This is a genomic window from Pedobacter sp. SYSU D00535 (assembly GCF_017355855.1).
In the GTDB taxonomy this organism is placed as follows: Bacteria; Bacteroidota; Bacteroidia; order Sphingobacteriales; family Sphingobacteriaceae; genus Desertivirga.
On record NZ_JAFEWD010000002.1, the window covers coordinates 594675 to 615974 of the forward strand.

20 protein-coding genes are annotated in these 21300 nt (G+C 43.7%); 12 read left to right on the plus strand and 8 right to left on the minus strand.

Features of this window, described 5'->3' with window-relative positions:
- Positions 1-32 precede the first annotated feature (32 nt).
- The 5 genes from J4N23_RS07235 to J4N23_RS07255 all read left to right on the plus strand — a co-directional run bounded on the left by J4N23_RS07235 (position 33) and on the right by J4N23_RS07255 (position 6346).
- Positions 33-581, plus strand: coding sequence for a DUF4296 domain-containing protein (locus J4N23_RS07235; protein WP_207426352.1), 549 nt, complete (start codon positions 33-35; stop codon positions 579-581).
- Positions 553-2919 (plus strand): endonuclease MutS2, encoded by a 2367-nt coding sequence (locus tag J4N23_RS07240; RefSeq protein WP_207426353.1) that lies wholly within the window; start codon positions 553-555, stop codon positions 2917-2919. Before J4N23_RS07235 ends, J4N23_RS07240 begins: the two co-directional genes overlap by 29 nt.
- Positions 2920-3117: 198 nt before the next feature.
- The gene (locus tag J4N23_RS07245) at positions 3118-3693 is read left to right on the plus strand and encodes a hypothetical protein (protein WP_207426354.1); all 576 of its coding nucleotides are present in this window, start codon (positions 3118-3120) and stop codon (positions 3691-3693) included.
- 76 nt (positions 3694-3769) lie between these two features.
- Positions 3770-5668, plus strand: coding sequence for an AAA domain-containing protein (locus tag J4N23_RS07250; RefSeq protein ID WP_207426355.1), 1899 nt, complete (start codon positions 3770-3772; stop codon positions 5666-5668).
- 30 nt (positions 5669-5698) lie between these two features.
- Positions 5699-6346 (plus strand): cyclodeaminase/cyclohydrolase family protein, encoded by a 648-nt coding sequence (locus J4N23_RS07255; RefSeq protein ID WP_207426356.1) that lies wholly within the window; start codon positions 5699-5701, stop codon positions 6344-6346.
- A 538-nt stretch (positions 6347-6884) separates the two neighbouring features.
- On the opposite strand, the gene J4N23_RS07260 is transcribed toward J4N23_RS07255, so the two are convergent.
- Entirely contained in the window at positions 6885-7427 is a 543-nt protein-coding gene (locus tag J4N23_RS07260) for a glucosaminidase domain-containing protein (RefSeq protein ID WP_207426357.1), read from the minus strand.
- 251 nt (positions 7428-7678) lie between these two features.
- Between J4N23_RS07260 and J4N23_RS07265 the strand changes: the two genes are divergently transcribed.
- A complete protein-coding gene (locus J4N23_RS07265; protein ID WP_207426358.1) occupies positions 7679-8077 on the plus strand; it encodes a hypothetical protein in 399 nt (132 codons plus the stop codon).
- A 190-nt stretch (positions 8078-8267) separates the two neighbouring features.
- Here J4N23_RS07265 and J4N23_RS07270 read toward each other — a convergent pair whose 3' ends face one another.
- Complete coding sequence (locus J4N23_RS07270) at positions 8268-9800, minus strand: trypsin-like peptidase domain-containing protein (protein WP_242689144.1); 1533 nt, start codon at positions 9798-9800, stop codon at positions 8268-8270.
- A gap of 263 nt (positions 9801-10063) precedes the next feature.
- On the opposite strand from J4N23_RS07270, the gene J4N23_RS07275 reads away from it, so the two are divergent.
- A complete protein-coding gene (locus J4N23_RS07275; RefSeq protein WP_207426359.1) occupies positions 10064-10432 on the plus strand; it encodes a response regulator in 369 nt (122 codons plus the stop codon).
- A gap of 333 nt (positions 10433-10765) precedes the next feature.
- On the opposite strand, the gene J4N23_RS07280 is transcribed toward J4N23_RS07275, so the two are convergent.
- The 3 genes from J4N23_RS07280 to J4N23_RS07290 form a co-directional block, all read right to left on the minus strand.
- A complete protein-coding gene (locus J4N23_RS07280) occupies positions 10766-12118 on the minus strand; it encodes an OmpA family protein (RefSeq protein ID WP_242689145.1) in 1353 nt (450 codons plus the stop codon).
- Between the two features lie 294 nt (positions 12119-12412).
- Positions 12413-12832 (minus strand): BLUF domain-containing protein, encoded by a 420-nt coding sequence (locus J4N23_RS07285; protein ID WP_207426360.1) that lies wholly within the window; start codon positions 12830-12832, stop codon positions 12413-12415.
- Between the two features lie 147 nt (positions 12833-12979).
- Entirely contained in the window at positions 12980-13192 is a 213-nt protein-coding gene (locus tag J4N23_RS07290) for a hypothetical protein (RefSeq protein ID WP_207426361.1), read from the minus strand.
- Positions 13193-13632: 440 nt separating this feature from the next.
- Between J4N23_RS07290 and J4N23_RS07295 the strand changes: the two genes are divergently transcribed.
- Positions 13633-14820 (plus strand): PLP-dependent aminotransferase family protein, encoded by a 1188-nt coding sequence (locus J4N23_RS07295; RefSeq protein ID WP_207426362.1) that lies wholly within the window; start codon positions 13633-13635, stop codon positions 14818-14820.
- Here J4N23_RS07295 and J4N23_RS21225 read toward each other — a convergent pair.
- On the minus strand, positions 14817-14930 hold the full coding sequence (locus J4N23_RS21225; RefSeq protein WP_370527242.1) for a hypothetical protein: 114 nt from the start codon (positions 14928-14930) through the stop codon (positions 14817-14819). The two genes, J4N23_RS07295 and J4N23_RS21225, sit on opposite strands and share 4 nt — an antisense overlap.
- Here J4N23_RS21225 and J4N23_RS07300 point away from each other — a divergent pair.
- The 3 genes from J4N23_RS07300 to J4N23_RS07310 all read left to right on the plus strand — a co-directional run bounded on the left by J4N23_RS07300 (position 14899) and on the right by J4N23_RS07310 (position 17879).
- Positions 14899-16233, plus strand: a complete 1335-nt coding sequence (locus J4N23_RS07300; protein WP_207426363.1) for a cytochrome ubiquinol oxidase subunit I — start codon at positions 14899-14901, stop codon at positions 16231-16233. The genes J4N23_RS21225 and J4N23_RS07300 overlap by 32 nt on opposite strands.
- 4 nt (positions 16234-16237) lie before the next feature.
- Positions 16238-17257 carry a cytochrome d ubiquinol oxidase subunit II gene (locus J4N23_RS07305; protein ID WP_207426364.1) on the plus strand — a complete coding sequence of 340 codons (1020 nt, stop codon included), beginning with the start codon at positions 16238-16240 and terminating at the stop codon, positions 17255-17257.
- 211 nt (positions 17258-17468) lie between these two features.
- Positions 17469-17879: a hypothetical protein gene (locus J4N23_RS07310; RefSeq protein WP_207426365.1), complete on the plus strand. Its 411-nt coding sequence runs from the start codon at positions 17469-17471 to the stop codon at positions 17877-17879.
- Between the two features lies 1 nt (position 17880).
- Here the strand turns inward: J4N23_RS07310 and J4N23_RS07315 are convergent, their stop codons facing one another.
- Positions 17881-18864 carry an L-histidine N(alpha)-methyltransferase gene (locus tag J4N23_RS07315; RefSeq protein ID WP_207426366.1) on the minus strand — a complete coding sequence of 328 codons (984 nt, stop codon included), beginning with the start codon at positions 18862-18864 and terminating at the stop codon, positions 17881-17883.
- A gap of 4 nt (positions 18865-18868) precedes the next feature.
- Positions 18869-20014, minus strand: coding sequence for an ergothioneine biosynthesis protein EgtB (egtB, locus tag J4N23_RS07320; RefSeq protein ID WP_207426367.1), 1146 nt, complete (start codon positions 20012-20014; stop codon positions 18869-18871).
- 141 nt (positions 20015-20155) lie between these two features.
- Here egtB and J4N23_RS07325 point away from each other — a divergent pair, with 141 nt between their 5' ends.
- Positions 20156-21295, plus strand: a complete 1140-nt coding sequence (locus J4N23_RS07325; RefSeq protein WP_207426368.1) for a cystathionine gamma-synthase — start codon at positions 20156-20158, stop codon at positions 21293-21295.
- The last annotated feature ends 5 nt before the right edge of the window (positions 21296-21300 follow it).

A 21300-nucleotide genomic window follows, 5' to 3' on the forward strand; every position in this document is an offset into this window, starting at 1 on the left:
TTTTTAACGCAAAATCACGGCTAAATTAAGAAATGAGGAGTTCACTGGCATTGTTTTTTCTATTCATTTTTTTTTCAGGATGTACCCGAGATAAGGTTCCTGCAGGAGTGCTTGCTGAAGGAAAGATGATTGAAGTGTTAACTGATGTTCATCTTGCAGATGGTTATACTTCGACCCTTGACAGCTACAACGACTCAACTAAAATTGTTCAGTTATACAAAGCTGTGTACAAAAAGCACGGAATCGATTCGATGCAGTTCAAAAAGAGCCTGGAGTACTATTCGAAGAGTCCCAAGAAGTTGCAGTTGATGTATAAGCAGATAGACGAGCAGCTTGTAAAGCTTCAGAAGAGCGAGGAGAAGCGCGAACAGCAGCGACTGAAGGATGAGCAGAGGAAGGAAAAACTCCGCCTTGAGCTATTGAAAAAGAAAGAGAAGCTGAAAAGAGACTCGTTGAAGAGGGATTCTTTGAAGAAAATAACACTAAAGAGAGATTCTTTAAAGCGGGATTCGGTAAAGAAGGCTGAGTTAAAGAAAGAAGAGAGAAAGAGGAATGATATACCCGCAAAACGCAATAGATAAATTAGGGTTTACAGAAATAAAATCGCTGATCAAGTCGCACTGTCTGAGTGAAATGGGAAGACAGATGGTGGACAGGATTCAGATGATGACAAGCTTTGAACAGATTAACAAGTTTCTTCGCCAAACGAGGGAGTTTAAGGAAATTCTGGAGAACGATGCGCCATTACCTATCAGACATCTGTTTGATATCAAGTCACTCGCGGAGAAGATCCGTGTAGAAGGTGCATTTTTAACCGAGGCCGAATTACATCAGGTGTTGTTATCTCTGCAGACCGTTTTTTCGGTGATAAACTATTTTAACGAGAGGGAAGGGCGATACCCTAACCTCGAAGCTTTATTTGAGCATCTGCCCATCGAAAAGAAAATCATCAAAAGCATTGAGAATGTAATTGATGAAAAAGGGAAAATTCGCTCCAATGCTTCCCCAGAGCTGCAATCTATTATCTACTCGATCTCCAAAGCGGAGTCGGAGGCACGGAAAAAGATTGATCAGATTTTTAAGAACGCACAAAATAACGGCTGGGCCGCCGACGGGAATTTAACTATTCGAGATGGGCGTCTTTGTATCCCGGTGCTGGCCGAGAATAAGCGTAAACTAAAGGGTTTTATTCACGATGAATCCGCCTCCGGCCAGACGGTTTACATAGAGCCTGAAGAGGTCTTTCAACTTAATAACCAGGTTCGCGACCTGGAATTTGATAAGCGAAGAGAGATTATAAGAATTTTAACTGAGGTGAGCAATCAATTAAGACCTTATGCTCCCTTGTTGCTGGCCTATCACGGCTTGTTAACCAAGCTCGACTTTGTAAGGGCAAAGGCGATGTTCGCTTTGGAAACAGAATCGGAAATGCCGGTTCTTGTGAGCACGCCAGAGGTGAACTTGATAAATGCTCGTCATCCATTGCTACTTATTAATTTCAAAAAGGAGGGACATACAGTTGTTCCACTGAATGTGAAAATTGATGAACAGCAAAGGGTTATAGTGGTATCTGGGCCGAACGCTGGTGGTAAGTCTGTGGCTATGAAAACGGTAGGCTTACTGCAAATTATGGTGCAGGCTGGTCTGCTGGTACCCGCGGCTGAAAGTTCTACAATAGGAATCTTTAAGCAGATCTTTGCAGACATCGGAGATGACCAGTCGATCGAGAGCGACTTAAGTACTTACAGCGCCCATCTATCGAAAATGAAATATTTTGTGGAGAATGCGGGCGGGAAAACGATGGTGCTGATAGATGAGTTTGGAACAGGAACAGATCCGCAATTTGGTGGTCCCATTGCTGAAGCTGTACTTGAGGCACTGAACCGAAAAAAAATTAGAGGCGTAATTACTACCCATTATTCTAATCTGAAGGTTTTTGCGAACTCCGCTGAAGGCTTGGAAAATGCTTCGATGATGTTTGACAATCTGGAGATGCGGCCCTTATATATCCTGGAAACAGGAAAGCCGGGAAGCTCTTATGCCTTTGAGATAGCCCAAAAAATAGGTTTACCTCCCCAGGTTTTGAATGCTGCAAAAAATAAGATCGGAGCGCAACAGAAACGTGTAGATACCCTTTTGGTTGATCTGGAGAGAGATAAAAAAGAATTGCTGGAAACCAAGATCGCTGTTGAAAAGCAGCAGCGAAAGGTGAATGCGCTACTGGAAGAGAATACGAAGCTGAAAGACTACCTGGAGGAAAACAAGCGCTCGATTCTGAAAGACGCTAAGAAGGAGGCTCAGAACATCATCCTCAATGCAAATAAGCTGGTTGAGAATACCATTTCGGAGATCAAGCAAAGCAAAGCAGACAAGGAAAAGACGCAGAAGTTGCGGCAAAATCTCCAAACTGAACTACAGAAGCACCAGGTGAAGGAAGCCCCTTCGAAGAAGCCGGAGACGGATACCTCGGAATTAGCAGCAGGCGATTGGGTGAAGTTGGTTGACTCGGAAACGGTTGGGCAGGTAATTGATGTGACGAAGGATAATGTAATTCTCGCTATGGGCGATTTACGTTCTGTCGTGAAGAGGAAGAGGGTACAGAAAATCTCTAATAAACAGGTGCCTAAAGAGATCAGAAGAAGCTACTCGTCCCAAATTACCGATTCGATAGCCAGTTTTAGTCCCGAGATAGACGTCCGCGGGAAGCGGGGTGAGGAGGCACTGTATGAGATTGAACGCTACCTTGACAAGGCAATCATGATGGGTTTTCCCAATCTTAAAATAATCCATGGTAAAGGCGATGGTATTTTGAGGAAGCTTATTCGGGACTATTTGAAGAAGTATTCGCAAGTAAGTCGAATGGAGGATGAGCATCCCGACCGGGGCGGCGACGGTATCACGTACGTCCATCTTGCATAAGCAAAAATAGCTGTCGGCATATTGTTAAGCCGCCAGCTATTCCTACCAGTGTTGCCTTTTCTTTAGCTTAGACTAACTTTTGGCATAACAAGCTCGTATAAGAGGACATTGTTGGGAATAACCAGGGTAAAAGTACCCGAACTCTGTTATCAAAAGGCAGGCTCCCGGCTTGCTATATTTAAAAATATCGACCGCTGTATGATTAGTGAAACTAGTTCCTTTAAAAGTGTAAATGTTTATTTGGCACTCGACCGGAATTCAGTGGAAGAGTATTTTAACCGGAACGATCCCTCGCCCATGTATCGGCGGCAGTTAAGTGTAAAGTTTGAAGATTATATCAAAAAGTGTGTGCTGGAAGCGAAGGAAGACGACCTGGTGATATTTAAGTTGTATAGCAGTAGCGATAAGGAACAACAGTATGCAGAGCCGCTCATGTATGCAATAAAAAGGCATTTTTCGGAGAGAAAAACGGAAGAAATCAGGGCCTTCACTAAATTCAAACGGCACAATGGTGGAATAATAGCCGTTAATCTGCTGGTGGTAGCCTTGTCTAATTTCCTGCTTCCATTGATCATTTCTGAAAAGGTAGCCTACGAAACAGGAGTAAAGCATCTACTCGAGGTTCTATGGTTCGTGATTTTTTACCATCCTTTAGGCGAATTGTTGTTTAATTGGAAGCCCCACGTGCAGAAGATTGAGTTGATGGAAAAGTTAACCAACGTGGAATACCTCATCGTCGAAAAAGAGAAAAAAAGGCAGATCATCTACGATTAAACGAATTTAAGCTTACTTTCTACCAACAAATTTCAGCTAAAACTTTCGTTTTTTAGCTACTCAGAAAGGAACATCATTGGAGGAATATTTCAAAGCGCAGCTGGATTTATTACGGCAGGAGCGCGAGGAAGACTGGAAGAATTATAACAGTGTGATCAAGACTTCCACTGTTTTTGAGCGCCGTGAAAACGGTCTCTGCTGGTATCCGCTTATCATTAAAGGTTCAGAACTTGGTAGGGGCGACTACTTGACGGTTGAATTTGAACGAACTTCGAAAGTAGACGACTTCCATCAGTTCAAAACTGGAAGTCCCGTTGCTCTCTTTTCTAATTCGGAAGCCAACGTCAAGAGACTCGAGGGGACAGTTAGTTACCTGAACGGTAATAGAATTAAAGTCAACTTTAGAACCGACGAACTACCCGATTGGAGTTCGAAGGGGAAGTTAGGATTGGACCTTCTGTTCGACAACGGCAGTTATCAGGAAATGGAGAAAGCCCTTAGGGCTGCAGAAAGTTTAGCTACGCATCACAAAGTGGGCTCTTTAGTTCGAATTTTGATTGGCGAAGACAGTCCCTCTTTTGATGCTATACCCTCCACTCTGCCTTCTTCCCCACTAAACGATTCTCAGATGGACGCTTTCCAGAAGGTGCTTTCGGCAAGGGATATTGCACTTGTTCATGGTCCCCCTGGTACTGGAAAAACGACTACTATTGTCCAGGCGATCAAAGCAATGGTGCAATTTCAGAACGAACGGGTTTTAGTAGTAGCACCAAGTAATGCTGCAGTAGATCTGTTATCTGAAAAGTTGTCGGATGTCGGCTTAAATGTTCTTAGAATCGGTAATCCACTACGTATTTCCGATAAGCTTACTGCTCTTAGTCTGGACGGCAGGATGGCCGTGCATCCTGCAATGAAAGAAGTGAAGAGCTTGAAACGGCAGGCGGCAGAGTATAAAAACATGGCCCACAAGTATAAACGCAATTTTGGAAGGGCTGAGCAGGAACAACGAAAGGCTCTTTTTAATGAAGCCAGGCAAATTCTGAAAGAGGTGGACCGAGTGGAGACGTTTGTTGTGGATGACCTCGTGAGTAAAGCGCAGGTGATAACTAGTACGCTGGTTGGTGCAAATCATTTTGCCGTTCGAGACTTAGAGTATAATACGGTGCTGATAGACGAGGCGGCCCAGGCCTTGGAGCCTGCTACCTGGATCCCGATTTTGAAGGCGAAAAAAGTGGTGCTGGCTGGAGACCACTGCCAGCTACCGCCTACAGTGAAATCAGAAGACGCAGCACGCAACGGATTGTCGATCACCTTATTTGAGAAATTGAGCAGTCTGCATCCCGCAGCGGTTTGTATGTTGGAGCAGCAGTATCGAATGCACTCTTCTATAATGGGTTATTCGTCGCAAGTGTTTTATGGTGGCCGACTTAAGGCCGACCCTTCTGTTGCCGACCATGTTTTATTTGCTGGCGACGATCCACTCGTCTTCCTTGATACAGCAGGATGTGGCTTTGAAGAACGACAGGAGGGTACGAGTACTACTAATCCAGAGGAAGCAGCCCTCCTCGTGAGACACCTGCAAGCACTGGTTTCCATGCAACACGAAGACGGACGTCCTCCTTCTATAGGTATTGTATCCCCCTATAAGCAGCAGGTGCTACTACTTAAGGAATTGATAGAGGATTGTTTTGCCGGGGAGCAGTATGGCGGCAAAATTTCTGTAAACAGTATTGATGGCTTTCAGGGGCAGGAACGCGATGTTATTTATATAAGCATGACGCGGAGTAATACTAGTTCGGCGATTGGCTTTTTGAGTGACTTTCGTCGGATGAATGTAGCAATGACACGGGCGCGAAAAAAACTGGTGGTAGTGGGGGACAGTGCTACTCTTGGTCGACATCCTTTTTATGCCGATTTTATCGGCTATGTCGAGAAATTTGGCGTTTATCAAAGCGCTTGGGAATTTGTCGGATGAGATAAAGGCATCGTCTTTGCAAGGTGACGATTGTTAATATCACTCGCATTGAAAGACACACCAGACATCTGGAGTTTAAGCCTAAAAGAGCTGACTGATATCACTACTAAAAACAGACCTGATATCACCGGTGGCAGCCTTGTTATTACTTCAGCCTGCTTGGCCGTAGCTTTAGTGCGGATGTCGTTGGAGGTTTCGAGAAAAACAACGTCAGAAACTGAGCCACGCAAACATCTTTCTGAAGAAATTGCAATTCTTCGGAAAATACAGAAAAGGCTTAGCAAAACGGCTGAGGAAGACCTTGCCGCGTTCAATGCCTATCGGTACCCGTCAATTTCGAAAAAAAACGGTAATAAACAGGAGATACAAAGACAAGCACTTGTAGATGCGATCAAAATTCCTCTGGCTTCGGTTCTGATCATTGTTGAGGTTTTACTCATTCTTCCCGGCTGTGTAACCTACTGCAAACCGCACATGCTCAGCGATCTTCGAGCTGCGTTTTTCATGCTTGGTGGGGCAGCACAAGGGATCCTAAGTTTGGTAGAAAGTAATGTCGGCCTGCTTCCTGAGGAGCAGCAGGCCGGCTATTCGGAGCAGGTGGCTACCCAAAGTAAGCGGCTCCTCGACGCCCTAACTGAAGCAGGGATTTATTTGAGGCCTTCGGGCTCTAATTTCTAAAGGGGCTTTCATGCAAATGATAGCAGCTGTCGGACTGGTTTTTACTACAAAATCCGAAGTTAAGGGCAGTATAGGCTATCTTAACTGCGATGGGAATAATGTAACTATTGTCAATTCTCTGGTAGAGTGGATTGCCCGGATATTCTTGTGTATAGATTTTAGTTCTGTCGGTGATCTTCTGACTCCTACTAAAAGAAGCGCTAGTTGCAATAATAGGTAGTAACAGCAGAAGATATTTTATTGCTGGTCTTCCCAGGTTTGCTTTAGCTGTAAACGGTGTTCTAAGTTTTAGTTTAGCTAGAAAACAGGCCTTCCTCGTCAAAATCTCCCAATACTCCTTTTTATACGATTGGAGGATGTCCCGGTTCCTACTATTAAAATCGTTTACAGATCAAAAAATGAAACCAGGAGGCAAAGAATGTAAATAATTATGCTAAGTCGTTTCAGGTCAATCATAACTTTTGCGTGTTTATATATATGACGTGAACACCCACCGAAGCGTTACAGCTAATTACAAAATTTACCTCCTGTAATTAAGCTAATACATCAGCGCAATTTTATCCTTGTCAAATGAGATAGCCCTGTCGATTCTAACCAGGTAGTCAGATGTTTCAGAATAGAATTTTTGAATATAGTCCCGGTAATCCTTATGCGTATCTTGAGGTAGCTTAGATATGGCATAACTCTGAAATAGGGCATAGTCGATCACAGAATCTTTCCAGTTTTTGTATTGAGCGTGATTTCTATTAACGCCAATTGCTGTAGTCGGTCTCTTTTTGGCCACTTTCATTCCAAAAAGGTTATGATTCTCCTTAAAAATGGGCGAAGTAAAATTTCCAGTCTCAAGTCGAGCCTGCGCAAGAACAGTTTCGGGATATTTTACCCCTAATTCATTCATAAATTGCAGTAGCGCCTTTTCTGAAAACTCTTCCTCGGTCGTACTAACTACTTCTGTAGCTGTAGCAGTTGGAACAGGAGAAAAGTAGCTGCCAATTCCATAGCTCACAGCAGCCAGAATAACATAATAAAAGTGTTTTTTCTTCGGGAGTTTTGCTTTCAGCATCTTAACATTCTTCATCATACCCTAATTATTAAGCTTCTATTTTTTACTAAAATGTTTTCGATCTATATGATCCGAAAAGGTTTGATTAGCCTTTTTGATACCCAATGTTCAAAAAGGTTTAGTTAGGAATTAATAACGGGACCAAAGTTTAATTATTTTATAAAAAATTATTCCGCCACGATCAGCAGGGATGTTAGGTTTCGGATAAAAAAAAATAGAGCGTGGTGTTTCAACAGAAAGTTAAGATACGTACGGGTAAGAAAAAGGTGATGAAAAACGTCTATTTCTTAATGCTGGTGCTCGGGTCTTTAGTAATCAATTCCTGCGAAAAAGAACTTGAATCAGGATCTGGAGTTACAGGCAAATGGGCACTGGCTGAAGTATGCCAGAACGATCACTGGGGAGCACCTTTCTATTGGGCCGAATCAATTACTAAAGATAGCATAGAGCTTACGTCATTCGGGGATTACTTGCGAAAATCCGGAACAGCAGGGTGGAAGGCGATGGGGAAATTTCGGATAGTAGCAAAGAATAAACTAGAAATAACTTCTGTTGAAGATCCGGATAACAAAATCACCTTGAGTTTTAAGGTGAAAGCCGACCAACTGATTCTCGAAACTGGTAGATATGAAGGCTTAATTGCAGAAAGTTTCGACAGGGTAAAATAAGGCTCATAAAAAAGGGAGTAACCTTTACATTACTCCCTTAAAAAATTACACAATCAAAAACAAAAAACCTCTATATAGAAGTGTGTGTATGTTTCTGATTGCGTTCACTTACGTAGTGAAAAACAAATAGTTAGAATTATTTAAAAAAATATTTAGCTCTCTACTGTAAGTAAAATTTATTTCTTTAAAGTTACGCTCCTAGGGGAAAATTGAAAACAAAACGCATCCCGTCGGGAGTAATTCCCTCAATTCTTGCTACCCCGTTTCTTGAATTAGCCAGGGCTTTATCCAGATCGTCTGTTGAATTTACTGCTACTCCATTCACCCGGGTTATAATAGTGTTTCTAGGAATGCCTGATCTTTCAAAGAAACCGCCCCTTTCAACCCCTGTTATCATTAGTCCTGCATTCAGCCTAAAATACTGTTTTACTGATGCAGGAAGCGGCCCAAAGCTGGCACCTAGTCTTTCATGAAGATTATCGGCCCTTGTTCCTGCCACTGTAGGAGAGGTAGCCTGAGGTCCTTTTAGCGTCGCGTTCGTGTTCACCGTGCGTCCGTTCCGGAGATATGAAAGCTCAATACGATCTCCTGGTCGGTGGCGCGCTACACGTTCCGAAAATTCCGCGGAAGATGTAACTTGATTGCCATTTATACTTTGTATCACATCTCCGGCTTTTAAACCGGCGGCAGCAGCAGCACTTCCGGGCTGAACTCCTGTAATATAGACTCCTCTAATTGCTCCGGGATTAATTCCTTGCTGACGCAGCAACTCGTCTTCTGCTGACGGCGCCGGAAAACTCACCCCAAGATAGCCTCTTCTCACCTCGCCATATGCTTTCAGATCGTTTACTACTTTCCGGGCTAAATTTATCGGGATAGCAAAACCATAACCAGCATAGCTGCCTGTCTGTGAAGCAATAGCTGCGTTGATACCAACAAGCTGTCCGGTTGCATTTACAAGGGCACCTCCACTGTTTCCAGGATTGATAGCAGCATCCGTTTGGATGAAAGACTCAATTGCTGTACTAGCCCCCTCTGCAGCCGCATTTCCGGGTGTAGCCTGGTCAAGAATGCCGATACTACGTCCTTTTGCACTGATGATTCCAGCAGTAACGGTTGAGTTTAGAGATAAAGGATAACCAACTGCGAGCACCCATTCACCAATTTGGACCTGGTCAGAATTTCCAAGCTCGACGATAGGGAGATTAGTACCTTCGATTTTCACTAGTGCAAGGTCCGTGCTGGGGTCACGGCCCACGAGCCTTCCTTTAAAGGATCTCCTGTCCGGTAAATCAACGGTAATTTCAGATGCGTTCTCAACTACGTGATTGTTAGTCACAATATAACCGTCGGAAGAAATGATTACCCCTGAGCCGGACGCTCTCGCAGGAGCGCTGTTACCTCCTCCACCAGGAATTCCGAAAAGTTCTTCGAGTGGACTACGTTGTGACGATGTCCCTGTATAGGTTGTTTTAATGTGTACCACCGCGGGAATTACCCGGGCGGATGCATCCACAAATTCAGGCGCAACCCCGGCTGACGCAACTTTTTCGGCATAGTTGGCGAAACTTACCTTATAGTCATCTTCGGGTAGTAGCTGCTGATTATTCTTCGCATCAAAATATCTGTACCCGCCCACGGCGAGAGCTGCAGAGAATAGAGCAGTCACTAACACCAACCCCGCCATTTTGGTAAAACTGTTGTTTCTGTTATTATTTTCCATAATCACTAGCTAAATGAGTTTATTAGATTGTGTTCTTAAAAAAGAAGACTTAGGTGCTCGAAAAGTTTTTATTAATATGATTTCCCTGTCGGAAGTTGGTGTTCAAAACAAATTATCCTGAAACCAGGAAGGCGTTTACACGTACAACCTCTGCCGTTGCCTCCTGGAAATACAAGTGAAGTTTTTTACTCCCGGTTTACATTTCAGGTTTGGGATACATTAATCCCTGCAGCAGCTGTGCGGTCTACTAAGAAACAACACTTATGAAAAAGATTTTGGTTTGTGATGATGATAAGGACATCCTGGAGATCATTGATTTTCTTTTATCGGAAAACGGATGGGAAGTGGTTACAACAACACACGTGGATAGGATTATTGAACAGGTTGAAGAAGCCAAACCCTGCGTCATCATTATGGATAACTGGATTCCTTCTACCGGGGGAATTATTGCCACCCAAACTATAAAGAGTCATCCGCAACATGGGAATATTCCAGTGATTTACTCGACTGCGAATAATGATATTGAAAGTTTGGCGGCGAGGGCAGGGGCGGATTTGTTTATCTCTAAACCTTTTAACCTGGATAATTTGGAGCAGATTGTCGACAACGCCTATCAGCTGAAGTATGGCTAGTTTCTTTTAAAGGAGTTTATTTTTTAGATTGGTTGAAAAATTAAGCGCAATGAAAGAGCTTGCTAAAGATATTTTGAGGATGGTGGAACGATTCACTCCTTTTGATATAACCTTAAGTATTGCAGTTATGATATTGTTAATGCTTGTAATGCTCGTATTTATTGTCGCCTTTATCGCCTTTTTGTTTAAGTCGAAGAACTCCTGAACATGCTCCAATGCAAAGCGTGCTGGTTTCCTTGCCGGGAGGATTGCCCCATGAAGTTTGTTAGAAACTATACAAAAAAGCCGCTCTGAAATTTTCAGAACGGCTTCATATTATTTGTTTAATCCTTTTTAGTAGAGGGCAAATTCTACTCTTCGATTTCTCTGACGTCCAGGATCTGTTTCGTTGCTTGCGATTGGCTGCAACTCTCCGTATCCCGTAGCTTCGATTCTTGAAGGATTCGCGCCTTTACTTACTAAATAAGCTTTTACTGCTTCAGCCCGGTCTTTCGATAATCCAAAGTTGTAGCGCTCTGATCCTACATTGTCTGTATGACCAGAAAGCTTCAAACTCCAATTGTTTTCTTTTAACAAGGTTGCCAGCTTATCAAGTGTTGGATAGGAACTAGAGCGAATGGTTGCTTTCGCAAAGTCGAACTCCAAATTGTTGTAAGCATCGTTTAATACTTTTTGTGCAAATTCAGGCAATGGACATCCGGCTCCATCAACTCTTACACCAGCTGGTGTAAGAGGACACTTATCGAATTTATTCGCTACACCATCATCGTCTTCATCCCCAAGTTCCCGATTGTATCTTGCGCGGTCTTCGCGTTGCATACTGTCCAGAATTGCAATTCTTCTGCGCAATTCTGAATCGTCATATTTTGAGCTCTGTGGATTGTAAGCGGCCAGTTGATATTTGTTGCGGTTACCAATTGCAAACTCAAGTCCCAAATGACTGTAGGAGAAGCTGTCGTAGGTCTTACCAATATCGTAGCCATCAAGACGGTCGGTTTTCATGAAGTTGATCTTGTAACCTAAATCAACGTTAATTCCTCGAGCTATCCCAAAACGAAGGCCAAGGCCCGTTGGTAAGAAATAAGAATCGAGAATCCGCTCCGTAGTGTTTCCTGAATTAACGTTTGTTGGATCATAAACCATTTTTCCAACCCCGGCTGTTACATAAGGGCGAAATAACCCAAATTCATCCCACATTTTGAAATTTGCAAAACTGTAGTCGACTGCCAGAGCGCCAGACCATTTGATGCGGGTGGAGTAGGAGGTACCGAACTGGATATCGTAGGGAGTCTCATTCCCCATTGCCGGAGATTGAGCTCGGAATCCACGTAGTTTTCCAAACATAAAATCTGCCCGGATTCCCAACGAGGGGATGATTTGTTTCCTGACATAGGCACTATAGCCGAAATCAAGGGTTGGGGTAGTGTAATCGTTGTTGTTGTTGGCCCATAATAGCGTGTGTTGCGACATGACTCCTGCATTAACGCCCACTGTCCAAGTACGGAAGTTGCGCGCTGAGAACCGTTGAGTAGTAGTGTCGGTAAGTGACGTTTGAGCAATAGATTGAGTTGAAAAGGCTAAAAGCGAAAAAATAATTGCTGGCTTAATGAGCCGCCGAGAGGTCTTTTTCTTGCCTTCAAGTAGTTTGAACATATGTGTTTTGTTCGCGGGTAAATGGTCTCTCATAGTGAATCTCCTTAGAAGCTTTGGGTAGAATTAAAATGTAAGTAATTAATAGCGTTTTTTTTGATACAACAACCACGTAATTATCTATTTGTTTTGGATAGGGGTGAAAACGCTTGTTAACTAACCCCGAAAGCGACTTGGGAGAGACGCAGAAGGGTGTTTCTTATACCAGCGAAGAAAAATAAACCTGACGGAAATAGAAAGCCTGTAGGGGAAGGGTTAGGTGCATGAATTCGAATCTGCGCTTGTACCCCATAGTAGGACGGAAGTTTGTCGTGTATAACCCTTTATAGATTATGTATTGTTTTTTATGAAGTCCTTCAGAATTTTCATAGTTGAATGGTCGGAGTTGAGGCACTCTTCTAGATACTCTTTCTGCTCTTCACTTTGAAAGTCATCGGCTGGTTTCCACTCGTCGGTGTTGATAACCTTGACAGCGAGCGGATGGTCCTCAAAGAAACGGGTCTTCAAGGGCTTGTCATATAACTTGATGAAATTGTGATGCGGCCTTTCCATTCCCTTTCTGTAGGCGGCAGTGATGAGATCCCTGTCACCCTCAAGCATCACGAGAATATTGCCCGCGGCAAAAATAAGAATGCCAGTGATTCCTTGCTCCCGAAATTGAGCACGGCTTAGGTCTACAGACTCCTGAAACTCCTCAAAGGGTACAATAGTAGTAGCTGAACTAACATATATGATTGCATGAAGATCCATAACGCGGTCAGTTGAGTTGCTACTTCTACGAACGATTGTTGCAAAAGATACAGTTAAGGAAAAATAACGGGGAAGCTCGGAAATCGAAAGCGGGAACCAGAAATGGCTTCCTATCACTGTAAAACTGGGAAAGGATTGCCAAACTTCCTAAGCCGCAACCCCTTTCTCACGCTGCAAAAAGTCGAGAAATGAATAGTATTCGGCATTGGCGAGTTGCCATAAGTTTTCAGCTTCTGTAAGTGGGGCTTGCCTGCAAAAATCTACCCCTTTTAATGCTTTTTCGATTTTTAACTCTAAGAAAAGGGATTCGATTTTTATTGTTTCTTCTCCCAGCGCCCGAAGGATGGCTATACTGTCCATAAAAGTAGATTTTAAACTATAAATATTTAATTATCAATTATTAAGCAAGGTTGATGCCAGACTCTCTTCATTACGTGATTACATTATATTTCGCGACTTAAAATTTTCCACTACCTCCTTGTTTTTAGATTTCAAATGCTATATTTGAAATTAATGAATAAAAAAGCAGCATATATTATTTCAGTCGCAGTCGCACCTTGGCAGATTGACGGGAAATAGTATATGGAAAAATACAGTAAAAGCCCGTCCAGTCTTGGTCGGGCTTTTTTTATTTAAAGCAATATGAAAACAATGTATCAATTCATTTACGCAGTGGCGATTGTGGCAGTGGTCGCAGGCATTACAGTCTTGACGGAATGATTTGATATTGCTATTCGAATGACAGTCACAAGCCCTCCGTCAAAAACGGGGGGCTTTTTTTTTAACCAAATCATAAAATCATGAAAATTGAACCTTTAAGTTATTACAGTAAGCGCTCTCAAAATGTACCGACTTCGTTTGTGCGTGAAATTTTAAAAGTAGCCTCAGACCCCGAAATTATTTCTTTCGCAGGCGGCCTTCCTAATCCCGCTTATTTTCCTTTAATCGAATTGCAGAAGTGTGTTCAACAAGTATTCGAGAAACAGGGTACGAAAACACTTCAATATGCAGCAACAGAAGGATTTTTACCGCTACGGGAATTTATTGCCGAACGATATAAAGGCCTGTATGGTTTAGAAGTTTCACCATCACAAATATTGCTGACCAACGGTTCGCAGCAAGGCCTGGACCTTGTCGGCAAGTTGTTTATTGATCCTGGAGACCGGGTATTAATGGAACGACCCACCTATCTGGGAGCTTTGCAGTGCTTTTCCATGTTTCAGCCGGTATTTGAGGAAATAACGCTCGAGGAAGAAGGTGTAGATCCCGTGGAATTGAGCAAAATACTTGTACAAACACAGCCAAAACTGTTTTATTGTATTCCTAACTTTCAAAATCCAACAGGCTTGCAGTACAGCCATAAAAGACGGCAGGAGATCGCAAAGGTGTTGTCTGCGACTTCTTCTATTCTAGTAGAGGACGACCCTTATGGCGCTATTAGTTTCAGCGAAGAACTTATCCCACCCATTTATAAATACCTCCCTCAGCAAACCATATTATTGGGTTCGTTCTCGAAAACCGTTTCACCCGGCTTAAGAGTCGGATGGATTCTTGCCTCCGAAGAAATTATCCGCCGGCTCGCAGTAATGAAGCAGGCCTCAGATCTTCATTCTGCCAACTTATCCCAGCATCTTCTTTTCCAATTTCTCAAAACCTACAACTTCGATAATCACGTAGCGAAGATCAGAGCGGCATACAAGGCTCAGAGAGATGTGATGATAGAAAGTATAGCAGCCTTTTTTCCGCCGGACGTTTCTTACACGAAGCCGAAGGGCGGCATGTTTACCTGGGTCTCATTACCGGAGAAAATACAAGCAAGGGCATTGCTGGAACGTGCCTTAAAAGAAAAAATCATTTTTGTTCCTGGAGATAGCTTTTACGTTACTCAGCCAGATCTCCAGACGCTTCGACTGAACTTTTCAAATGTAGATCGGGAGCGAACACGGCAGGCAATGAAGAAATTGGGAAAACTGATTCTAAATTACTAAAATATTTGCCTGTCGCTTTCCGGGTCCCGGCCAGAGCCTATCTTTGATGCAAGTTTTACGCACAAAGCAGCTCTGGCTATGGATAATCTCTTTGCAGCTCGTTCCCAAATGGCTCTTTCCCTCGGGTTTCATATTGTTTTCGCCTGTATTGGAATGGTGATGCCCTTTTTTATGGCGGTTGCGCATTTTTATTGGCTCCGGACAAAAAATATTTTATTCAAAAACATCACGAAGGCCTGGAGTAAGGGTGTAGCTATATTTTTTGCAACAGGTGCGGTGTCAGGTACAGTATTATCCTTTGAATTGGGGCTTCTCTGGCCCGAATTCATGAAACATGCCGGTCCCATTTTCGGGATGCCTTTCTCCCTCGAGGGCACTGCCTTCTTTATCGAGGCTATCGCTCTGGGATTTTTTCTATATGGATGGGGGCGTTTCAACCCCTGGTTTCATTGGGTAACAGGCGTGATTGTAGGAATAAGCGGGCTGGTGTCGGGAATTCTGGTGGTTGCCGCCAATGCCTGGATGAACAGTCCGGCCGGTTTTGATTATATTAACGGGGAATACACGAATATCGATCCGATTGCTGCAATGTTTAACGATGCCTGGTTTTCGCAGGCCTTACACATGTCTATTGCTGCTTTCGTAGCTACTGGCTTTGCAGTGGCTGGGGTGCATGCCCTAATGATGCTAAAAGGAAAAAATATAGAGTTCCATCGGAAGTCTTTCAAGATAGCGGCTATTTTCGGGACGGTTGCAGCGCTGATCCAACCTCTAAGCGGAGATATTTCAGCTAAAGATGTTGCCGAGCGTCAACCGGCCAAGTTAGCAGCCATGGAAGCGCATTTTAAAACAGAAAAAAGCGCTCCTTTAATATTGGGTGGGATTCCTGACGAAGAAAATCAAAAGGTCGACTACGCGATAAAGCTCTCTGGATTTCTGAGTTTTCTTGCTCATGGAGATTTCGACGCGGAAGTGACTGGGCTCGACCGTATTCCTAAAGAAGACCATCCTCCGGTCGCTGTTACCCATTACGCTTTTCAGATAATGGTTGGCCTAGGCATGGTAATGATGTTCATCGCGGTGCTGTATTTATTTTCCCTTTGGAAAAAGAAGAATTTGCTCGACCAGCGGTGGCTCCTCTGGTTGTTTGTAATTGCTACGCCTATGGGTTTTATTGCGGTAGAGGCAGGCTGGACTGTGACCGAAGTGGGAAGGCAGCCGTGGATCATTCACGGAGTCATGAGAACTGCAGATGCAGTGACGCCTATGCCTGGTATTGTCTATTCTTTCTATATTTTCACTGCCGTATATCTCTCATTGTCCCTGGTAGTGATCTTTATGCTATACCGACAGATCCGGATGGTAGATAAACTGTATGACATTCCGGAAGAACAACATCATTTAAAAAGGTAGAAAAATGCTTTACGTTGTAATTGTTTACCTGTGGGCGGCCATCTTATTATACCTGGTAATGGGTGGAGCTGACTTTGGCGCCGGGATTATAGAGTTCTTCACTTCGGAAAGGAATCGGAAACGAACTCGTAAGACCTTGTATCAGGCTATCGGGCCAATTTGGGAAGCTAATCACATGTGGCTTATCATTGCTATTGTAATCCTCTTTGTAGGTTTCCCGGCAATTTATTCCACTATGTCAGTTTATCTGCATATTCCGTTAACTATCATGCTTCTGGGTATTATTGCCCGCGGAACAGCTTTCACCTTCCGGCACTACGACGCGGTGGTGGACGAGATGCAGACGATCTATAATCGCATCTTCATCTGGTCCAGCTTTATTACACCTTTATTTCTGGGGATCATTGCAGCGAGCGCTGTTTCCGGGCATATCAATCCACAAGCAACAGATTTTCTTTCTGCTTACGTATTCAGTTGGCTTAGCTGGTTCTCAGTTTCCGTCGGTTTCTTCACGGTTGCCATCTGCGGTTTCTTAGCGGCAATCTATATCATTGGAGAGACTGAAAATGAACTGGATAAACTCCGTTTCAGACGAAAGGCGCTAATAATGAATATTGCTGCTGTTGTTTTGGGAGCTATTGTTTTTGTAGCCGCTTACTTTGAAGGTATTCCTCTGCTCAACTGGGTGTTTGGAAATGCTGTAGGGGTAATTGCAATCGCGGCGGCTACCATTTCGCTGGTTCTTCTTTGGTACCTTATTGATAAAGGACAAACGCGGCTTCCAAGGGTGTTAGCAGGATTTCAGGTGACCATGATTCTTCTTACCACAACCTATAGGCACTTCCCGAATATAGTTGTTCTGGAGAACGGACAGTATCTCTCATTACTCGAGCATCGGGGACATGACAAGACGATCGAAGCACTGGGCCTGGCATTGTTACTGGGAAGTATTCTGATTCTTCCCGCGCTGTTTTATCTTATCTATAGCTTTCAAAAAAAGGCTGCATCGGGAATTGAACACTAGGGATTCGGAATTTTTGATTTGGAAAACGTCTTTTTACCCCTGTACGCAATGCAGTCCTGCCAACCGCTCTTACTGCGCTCCCAGCCACTTCCTGTTACCCAGCATAAGTCAGGAGGCCGGTATCCGCTCCTGTCAGGTTTATTTTACAACTGCAGTATAAGTAAGACCATACCGACACCTCATTCAATATGATTATTTAAAAAAGAAGAACTTGAAAAAACTACTTTCACAGAAGCAAGCCGCCGTCGCGATGCTGGTTATCTTTTCCCTGGTACTCGTGTTTCACACGCTGGTAATTACTGAAGTCATTCCTTACACTATCGTTTGGGGAGGAAGATTAAACTCAAGAACGGAAATGATTCGCTTTGAGGTAGTATCCATTGCTATAAATCTCTTTATGTTCATGATTGTAGCAATTCATGCCCGACTGCTTCGAATTGCCATCAGTCGAAATATTACACGTTTCTTTCTTTGGGCAATGTTCGTACTCTTTATGCTGAACACAGTCGGAAACCTGCTTTCTGAAAACGAATTCGAAATGCTGGCTTTTACACCGCTTACCATTATTCTCTCGCTGCTTAGTTTGAGATTAGCATTAGATAGAAATGTAGAAGGAATTTAGTTTATTGGACCTGCCATATTACGTCGACAAATTGCTTCTTCGAGTCTTGTAATTCCGCAAGTGGCAGGAATCCGGCTACTTTCGCCAGCTGATTAATTTCCTCTAAAGAATACTTCTGCGAGATCTCCATAAAAATGCATTCGTTTTCTTCAAATCTGAACTCTTCACCTGCAACTGTTACTATTTGATCCGCTAAGCTTATCAGGTAGCTTTTGCAGGCCCCGGTTTCAGGATCATAGCTTTCGTAGTGGTCGAACAGTTCGATGTTGAAATCACCATCAAGTTCATGATTTATCCTTCTCAGCAAGTTGAGGTTGAAGTCTTTGGTGATGCCCTTCCAGTCGTTGTAGGCACGAAAAACAGTCCAGGGATTTTTCTTCAGGTCGAAGCCTACAAGTACCAGATCACCTGCAGATAAGAAGCTCCTTAGCTTCTTTAAAAAAAGTTCTGCCTCATAGGGAAACATATTGCCAATGTTAGCTCCTAGAAGAAGCACCAGCTTTTGGCCCCCGGAAACTTCGGCTGCTTCTGACAACGCTTCAAAGTAATCTCCTATGAATCCTTTCAGCTGGAGTCCCGGCAGTTTCTGCGGCAGCTCTTTTTCCAGGAGGGTGATCACATTTTCTGAAATATCTATTGGTACATAAGTGAAGGTTACAGACTCCTTTAGCAGGCACTTTAAAAGCTCAGCCGATTTCAAGGCGTCGCCAGCGCCGAGTTCAATTACGTTGATAGCGGTCGTTTTCTTTGTTAACCAAGCCACTATATCTGTGCAGCGGGTCCGGATAATCTCCAGTTCAGCGTCCGTGAGATAATATTCAGGAGTTCGCATAATCTCCTGAAAAATTCGGTCCCCATTTGCGTCATAAAAATATTTTGGCTGCAGAAATTTAGGTTTGCTACCTAGTCCTCTCAGCACATCATCTTTAAAACTGTTGAGCTGATTATCTAAGAGATGATTTTTTTCTTGTATCAATGTTTTCATCCGATTATTGAGCTAGTCTGATTCCGGAAAACTGCCATTGCAGATGAGGGGGGAAGAAATTGCGATAGCTAGCGCGGCTATGCCCAGTTGGCGTCGCTTCAGATGCGCCTCTTAGCACCATTTGATTTACCATAAACTTTCCATTGTATTCGCCTATGGCACCTTCCGCTGTTTTAAACTTCGGATATGGCAGGTAGGCACTTTCGGTCCATTCCCAGCGTTTTCCCCAATCGAACTTATTAGCAGCCGCCTCCCACTCAAATTCTGTGGGTAAACGTTTTCCCTTCCACAGCGCGAAGGCATGCGCCTCATAAAAGTTTACATGGCAAACTGGTTTTTCGGGGTTTAGTTTTTTCAGCCCCTGCAGCCCATACTCGTACCAGTCTCCATCTTGTTTATGCCAGTAGAGCGGAGATCTTTTAGATGATTTTGCCCAATCCCAGCCTTCAGAATGCCATAGCCTGAAGTTTTCATAGCCCCCTGCTTCTATAAATTCTAGGTACTCCTGATTACTAACTAGCCGGTTTGAAAGCATATACTCACCAAGAAACACGTGGTGCTTGCCCAATTCATTATCAAAACAAAATCCATCCCCGGAATGCCCAATCTGATACAGGCCCTCGGGCATGTCGATCCAGTCTTGCAGGCTTGCTTCGCTTTCCTCTTCAGGGATGTTTTGGTTGTAAGCGGGAAATAGGGGATTGTGGCCTAGTATATACTTTATATCGGTCATCAGGAGTTCCTGATGCTGCTGTTCGTGGTTTAGGCCTAAAAGGATCACTTCCATCAGCGGTGGACTAAAGTTTTCTCTTTGAAGAAAGAGCACCATGGCCTCATCTACGTAGTTCCTGTATTGGTAGACTTCTTCTACGGTTGGTCTGCTCAAATTTCCCCTGTCAGTCCGAATTACTCGCGCTCCCACGGTTTCGTAGTAGCTATTGAAAACGAAATTATAATCCGGGTTGAATTCTTTGTAATGGGGATGATGTGGCTTGAGGAGAAAGGTCTCGAAGAACCAGGTAGTGTGCCCAAGGTGCCATTTAGGTGGACTAACATCTACAACTGGCTGTACAACATAGTCTTCCGTTTTTAAGGGTCGACAAATTTCCTCAGACCGGCTTCTTATTTCCAGGTAGCGGTTTAAAAACATAATTTAATTAGGTATAAATACTTGAAAACTTAAAATGTTTTGGACTGTCAACAAAAGACATCAATACTGAGATACGAGAGAAACAGTGGCGCAGATGATAAGTGATCAGGATTTATAATTTTGTTGCTAAATAGAAGAGAGATGAAATTTGCTACGAAAGCTATTCATGCCGGTCAGGAACCGGACCCCACAACCGGAGCGGTAATGACACCAATCTACCAAACATCGACTTATTGGCAACGGTCTCCCGGCGAACATAAAGGTTTCGAGTATTCTCGGGGTACCAATCCCACAAGGAAGGCCTTGGAAGCTTGCCTGGCAGCGCTTGAAAACGCGCGATATGGACTAGCTTTCTCCAGCGGAATGGCAGCCACAGACGCCGTGATGAAATTACTTCGGGCAGGAGATGAGGTAATCACTGGAAATGATCTTTACGGTGGCTCTTTCCGGATGTTCAGCAAGGTATTCGCACACTATGGAATCAAGTTTCATTTTATCGATTTGTCGAAACCAGAAAATATTAGTCAGTACATTAACGAGAAAACGAGGCTGATCTGGATCGAAACCCCAACCAATCCGACGATGCAGATTGTGGACATTCGAGGCGTTGCTGCTATCGCGAAAGCAAAAAATATATTATTAACGGTAGACAACACTTTTGCGTCCCCTTACCTTCAAAATCCGATAGATCTTGGAGCAGACATCGTGATGCATTCAGCGACAAAATATCTGGGTGGACACTCGGACGTGGTGATGGGGGCTTTGATGTTGAACGATGAAGAATTGTATAAGCAGCTGTGGTTTATCTATAATGCTTGCGGAGCTACACCAGGCCCGATGGACAGTTTTTTAGTCCTCAGGGGTATCAAGACCTTGCATCTGCGGATGAAAGCACATTGTGAAAATGGCCGCGAGATAGCTGCCTTCCTCAAGGCTCATCCGAAGGTCGGCAAGGTTTACTGGCCAGGATTCGAGGATCACCCGAACTATGAAATAGCAAAGAAGCAGATGCGGGATTTTGGGGGCATGATATCTTTTACTTTAAAGGATGCTGATTTGCGGGGGACTTTTGAGTTAGCGTCGCGGTTTAACGTTTTTACCCTTGCTGAGTCGTTGGGAGGGGTAGAATCACTAATCAACCATCCTGTTACGATGACCCACGCTTCCATTCCGAAGGAAGCCCGAGAGGCAGTCGGGGTAGTAGATAACTTACTGCGGCTAAGCGTAGGGGTAGAAGATATTGAAGATTTACTGGCGGATTTGTCTCAGGCACTAGGCTAGATCGA

What these genes read in the sequence shown, in the direction of transcription:
- J4N23_RS07235 (WP_207426352.1), top strand. Translation starts at nt 33, where the DNA reads ATGAGGAGTTCACTGGCATTGTTTTTTCTATTCATTTTTTTTTCAGGA.
- J4N23_RS07240 (WP_207426353.1), top strand. Translation starts at nt 553, where the DNA reads ATGATATACCCGCAAAACGCAATAGATAAATTAGGGTTTACAGAAATA.
- J4N23_RS07245 (WP_207426354.1), top strand. Translation starts at nt 3,118, where the DNA reads ATGATTAGTGAAACTAGTTCCTTTAAAAGTGTAAATGTTTATTTGGCA.
- J4N23_RS07260 (WP_207426357.1), bottom strand. Translation starts at nt 7,427, where the DNA reads ATGATGAAGAATGTTAAGATGCTGAAAGCAAAACTCCCGAAGAAAAAA.
- J4N23_RS07265 (WP_207426358.1), top strand. Translation starts at nt 7,679, where the DNA reads ATGAAAAACGTCTATTTCTTAATGCTGGTGCTCGGGTCTTTAGTAATC.
- J4N23_RS07270 (WP_242689144.1), bottom strand. Translation starts at nt 9,800, where the DNA reads ATGGAAAATAATAACAGAAACAACAGTTTTACCAAAATGGCGGGGTTG.
- J4N23_RS07275 (WP_207426359.1), top strand. Translation starts at nt 10,064, where the DNA reads ATGAAAAAGATTTTGGTTTGTGATGATGATAAGGACATCCTGGAGATC.
- J4N23_RS07280 (WP_242689145.1), bottom strand. Translation starts at nt 12,118, where the DNA reads ATGAGAGACCATTTACCCGCGAACAAAACACATATGTTCAAACTACTT.
- J4N23_RS07285 (WP_207426360.1), bottom strand. Translation starts at nt 12,832, where the DNA reads ATGGATCTTCATGCAATCATATATGTTAGTTCAGCTACTACTATTGTA.
- J4N23_RS07290 (WP_207426361.1), bottom strand. Translation starts at nt 13,192, where the DNA reads ATGGACAGTATAGCCATCCTTCGGGCGCTGGGAGAAGAAACAATAAAA.
- J4N23_RS07295 (WP_207426362.1), top strand. Translation starts at nt 13,633, where the DNA reads ATGAAAATTGAACCTTTAAGTTATTACAGTAAGCGCTCTCAAAATGTA.
- J4N23_RS07300 (WP_207426363.1), top strand. Translation starts at nt 14,899, where the DNA reads ATGGATAATCTCTTTGCAGCTCGTTCCCAAATGGCTCTTTCCCTCGGG.
- J4N23_RS07305 (WP_207426364.1), top strand. Translation starts at nt 16,238, where the DNA reads ATGCTTTACGTTGTAATTGTTTACCTGTGGGCGGCCATCTTATTATAC.
- J4N23_RS07315 (WP_207426366.1), bottom strand. Translation starts at nt 18,864, where the DNA reads ATGAAAACATTGATACAAGAAAAAAATCATCTCTTAGATAATCAGCTC.
- egtB (WP_207426367.1), bottom strand. Translation starts at nt 20,014, where the DNA reads ATGTTTTTAAACCGCTACCTGGAAATAAGAAGCCGGTCTGAGGAAATT.
- J4N23_RS07325 (WP_207426368.1), top strand. Translation starts at nt 20,156, where the DNA reads ATGAAATTTGCTACGAAAGCTATTCATGCCGGTCAGGAACCGGACCCC.